This is a genomic window from Holdemanella hominis, assembly GCF_014306155.1.
GTDB lineage: Bacteria > Bacillota_I > Bacilli_A > Erysipelotrichales > Erysipelotrichaceae > Holdemanella > Holdemanella hominis.
Genome location: NZ_JACRWH010000085.1, coordinates 1 through 4,883, shown reverse-complemented (window position 1 = coordinate 4,883; position 4,883 = coordinate 1). Strand labels below are relative to the sequence as shown.

Genomic DNA, 4,883 nt, shown 5'->3' with positions numbered 1-4,883 from the left:
AAAAAAAAGGACCCGGCAGCTAGCTATCTTCGCAGGGGCAAGCCCAACTATTGTCGCCGTGAAAGTGCTTAACTTCTGAGTTCGGGATGAGTTCAGGTGTGTCCACTTTGCTATCGCCACCGGATCTTGAGTTCTCTTTCGATCCCTCAAAACCGAACAACTATTCTGAAGAAATTCCATATTCCTGATTAAGTCCTCGACCGATTAGTACCAGTCAACTCCGTACATCACTGCACTTCCATCCCTGGCCTATCTACCTTATCGTCTTTAAGGGGTCTTACTTCTTGCGAATGGGAGATCTCATCTTGGAGTAGGCTTCGTGCTTAGATGCTTTCAGCGCTTATCCTTTCCCTACTTAGCTACCCGGCTATGCCCCTGGCGGAACAACCGGTGCACCAGCGGTAGGTCCATCCCGGTCCTCTCGTACTGAGGACAGCTCTCCGCAGATCTCCTTCGCCCACAACAGATAGGGACCGAACTGTCTCACGACGTTCTGAACCCAGCTCGCGTACCGCTTTAATGGGCGGACAGCCCAACCCTTGGAACCGAATCCAGCTCCAGGATGCGATGAGCCGACATCGAGGTGCCAAACCTCGCCGTCGATGTGAACTCTTGGGCGAGATCAGCCTGTTATCCCCAGGGTAGCTTTTATCCGTTGAGCGACGGCCCTTCCATTCGGCACCGCCGGATCACTATTCCCGACTTTCGTCCCTGTTCGACTTGTTTGTCTCACAGTCAAGCACGCTTCTGCAATTGCACTCGACGATTGGTTTCCATCCAATCTGAGCGTACCTTTGGGCGCCTCCGTTACTCTTTGGGAGGCGACCGCCCCAGTCAAACTGCCCACCTGACACTCTCCCCGTACCTGTTCTCGATACCAGGTTAGAACCCCGGTCACACAAGAGTGGTATCCCAACGACGACTCCTCGTACACTGGCGTGCACGTCTCTTTGTCTCCCACCTATCCTGTACATGTATGACCAGAATTCAATATCAGGCTGCAGTAAAGCTCCATGGGGTCTTTCCGTCTAGTTGCGGGTAACCTGCATTTTCACAGGTACTAAGATTTCACCGAGTCTGCTGCCGAGACAGCGCCCAAATCGTTACACCTTTCGTGCGGGTCAGAACTTACCTGACAAGGAATTTCGCTACCTTAGGACCGTTATAGTTACGGCCGCCGTTCACTGGGGCTTCGGATCACTGCTTCAGATCGCTCTTAACAGATCCTCTTAACCTTCCAGCACCGGGCAGGTGTCACCCCCTATACTTCGTCTTGCGACTTCGCAGAGAGCTGTGTTTTAGTTAAACAGTCGCTTGGGCCTCTTCACTGCGGCTTAATTGCTTAAGCACTCCTTCTCGCTAACTTACGGAGTCATTTTGCCGAGTTCCTTGGCAACAGTTCTCTCGCTCACCTCGGGATTCTCTCCCTGCCCACCTGTGTCGGTTTTGGTACGGGCCGCATATGCATTGCCAGAAGCTTTTCCTGGAAGTCGTCATCATGTGCTTCGCTACTTTCCTAAGATTTCGCTTACCTGTCACGCTCTAGCCTTTTGGTTACCGGATTTGCCTGATAACCAGCCGCTTCGCTTCGCCCTCAATCCATTAAGAGGGTCACACTATCCGTCTCCGTCACTCCTTCGCTCCATATACGGGTGCAGGAATCTTTCGCCTGCTTTCCATCCACTACGCCTTTCGGCCTCGCGTTAGGTCCCGACTTACCCAGGGCGGACGAACCTTCCCCTGGAATCCTTGGGCTTTCGGTGTGTAGGATTCTCACCTACATCTCGCTACTCACACCGGCATTCTCACTTCTATACAATCCACCGCTCCTCACGGTACGGCTTCTGCTCGTATACAACGCTCCCCTACCACTATAGTTTCCTACAATCCGCAGTTTCGGTATCAGGCTTAGCCCCGGTACATTTTCGGCGCAGGGTCACTCGACTAGTGAGCTGTTACGCACTCTTTAAAGGATGGCTGCTTCTGAGCCAACCTCCTAGTTGTCTGGGCATCCCCACATCCTTTTCCACTTAGCCTGTATTTTGGGACCTTAACTGGCGGTCTGGGCTGTTTCCCTCTTGACCATGGACCTTATCACTCACAGTCTGACTGCCGGACATCCTTAATGACATTCGCAGTTTGATTGTATTCAGTACCCCGGGATGGGGCCATCACACATTCAGTGCTCTACCTTCACTAAGGTTCTTTCCGACGCTAGCCCTAAAGCTATTTCGGGGAGAACCAGCTATCTCCGGGTTCGATTGGAATTTCTCCCCTAGCCACAAGTCATCCGCTAACTTTTCAACGGTAGTCGGTTCGGTCCTCCATTGAGTTTCACCTCAACTTCAACCTGCTCATGGCTAGATCACCCGGTTTCGGGTCTGCAACATCCTACTTTCGCCCTATTAAGACTCGCTTTCGCTTCGGCTCCGGTCTTTCCTCCTTAACCTCGCAGTCTGTCGCAACTCGCCGGTTCATTCTACAAAAGGCACGCCATCACCCCTTAACGGGCTCTGACTTCTTGTAGGCATACGGTTTCAGGTTCTCTTTCACTCCGCTCCCGCGGTTCTTTTCACCTTTCCCTCACGGTACTGGTTCACTATCGCTCACTCGTTTATATTTAGCCTTGGCGGATGGTCCCGCCTGCTTCCGACAAGATTTCTCGTGTCTCGCCGTACTCAGGATCCCATTAGGCTTCGCTCGGATTTCGGTTACAGGGCTTTCACCTTCTTCGGCCGGGCTTTCGATCCCGTTCTCCTATCCTCGCTCTTGCCATATCATGGTCCTTCAACCCCGGTCCTTGGACCGGTTTGGGCTTCTCCCCTTTCGCTCGCCGCTACTCAGGGAATCACTGTTGTTTTCTTTTCCTCCGGCTACTTAGATGTTTCAGTTCGCCGGGTACCTCTCTTGCAGGCCATGTATTCACCTGCAGATGACAGCTCATGTCTGCTGCCGGGTTCCCCCATTCGGACACCTCCGCTTCTTCGCTTCCTTACAGCTTCACGGAGCTTTTCGCAGTTTGGCGCGTCCTTCTTCAGTTTCGAGTGGCAAGGCATTCGCCGTACGCCCTTCCTTACTTAATCAGTGGTTCTCGTGTGTTTCGAGATGTTCTTTTTCAAGAACTGTTTTTTACTGTTTTCTCAGTTTATCTTACAACTTACGTTTTAGACCTTTTCTGTTATGTCTTTTCTTCTTAGTTGCTCAGTTTTCAAAGATCGATTCCTCTGAGAAGTCTATGACCTCTCAAAACTAAACAGGATCTCATACTCCCTTTTCCTTCAATTTCCACGTTTCTTCTTTCTCCTTAGAAAGGAGGTGATCCATCCCCACGTTCCCGTAGGGATACCTTGTTACGACTTAACCCCAGTCATCGGTCCTGCCTTCGACGGCTCACTCCCCGAAGGGTTATGCCACCGGCTTCGGGCATTACCAACTCCCATGGTTTGACGGGCGGTGTGTACAAGGCCCGAGAACGTATTCACCGCGACATGCTGATTCGCGATTACTAGCGATTCCAGCTTCATGAAGTCGGGTTGCAGACTTCAATCCGAACTGAGACGTCCTTTATGAGATTCGCTTGCCTTCACAGGCTTGCCGCTCTTTGTAGACGCCATTGTAGTACGTGTGTAGCCCAGGCCATAAGGGGCATGATGATTTGACGTCATCCCCACCTTCCTCCGGTTTATCACCGGCAGTCTGATATGAGTCCTCAACTCAATGTTAGTAACATATCACAAGGGTTGCGCTCGTTGCGGGACTTAACCCAACATCTCACGACACGAGCTGACGACAACCATGCACCACCTGTCTCCTTGATAACCTCGGATATATCTCTATACCTCTGCAAGGGATGTCAAGGCCTGGTAAGGTTCTTCGCGTTGCTTCGAATTAAACCACATACTCCACCGCTTGTGCGGGCCCCCGTCAATTCCTTTGAGTTTCACACTTGCGTGCATACTCCCCAGGCGGAGAACTTATTGCGTTAACTGCGGCACTGAGTTATTCCCCCAACACCTAGTTCTCATCGTTTACGGCGTGGACTACTAGGGTATCTAATCCTATTTGCTCCCCACGCTTTCGTGCTTCAGTGTCAGAATCCAGACCAGACGGCCGCCTTCGCCACCGGTGTTCTTCCATATATCTACGCATTTTACCGCTACACATGGAGTTCCGCCGTCCTCTTCTGTTCTCTAGCTGATCAGTTTCCAGAGCAAGTACGGGTTGAGCCCATACCTTTTACTCCAGACTTGATCTGCCACCTACGCACCCTTTACGCCCAATCATTCCGGATAACGCTCGCCACCTACGTATTACCGCGGCTGCTGGCACGTAGTTAGCCGTGACTTTCTGGTAAGATACCATCACTCACTCATCATTCCCTATGAGTGCCGTTTTTCTCTTACAACAGAGCTTTACGATCCGAAGACCTTCCTCACTCACGCGGCATTGCTCGTTCAGGGTTCCCCCCATTGACGAAAATTCCCTACTGCTGCCTCCCGTAGGAGTTTGGGCCGTGTCTCAGTCCCAATGTGGCCGTCCGCCCTCTCAGGCCGGCTATGCATCGTCGCCTTGGTGGGCCGTTACCTCACCAACTAGCTAATGCACCGCAGGTCCATCCATGTTCATGGCCTTAGCCACTTTAATAGCAGTCAAATGCTTGTCTGCTACCTATCCGGTTTTAGCATCCGTTTCCAGAAGTTATCCCGGGCACATGGGCAGGTTACCTACGTGTTACTCACCCGTTCGCCACTAGATTTAGGAAAGCAAGCTTTCCTTCCTCTCGTTCGACTTGCATGTATTAGGCATGCCGCCAGCGTTCATCCTGAGCCAGGATCAAACTCTCCATTTGATTTAGCTCTTAGATGTCTCTGACATCTTTCTTT

General features: G+C 51.6%; 3 rRNA genes. All 3 read right to left on the bottom strand.

Features of this window, described 5'->3' with window-relative positions:
- Positions 1–10: 10 nt before the first annotated feature.
- Positions 11–124, bottom strand: a 5S ribosomal RNA gene (rrf, locus tag H8911_RS11685).
- A 60-nt stretch (positions 125–184) separates the two neighbouring features.
- Positions 185–3,083: ribosomal RNA gene (locus H8911_RS11680) — 23S ribosomal RNA — on the bottom strand.
- A gap of 225 nt (positions 3,084–3,308) precedes the next feature.
- Positions 3,309–4,849: ribosomal RNA gene (locus H8911_RS11675) — 16S ribosomal RNA — on the bottom strand.
- The 16S, 23S and 5S rRNA genes sit together here, the layout of an rRNA operon.
- Between the last annotated feature and the right edge of the window lie 34 nt (positions 4,850–4,883).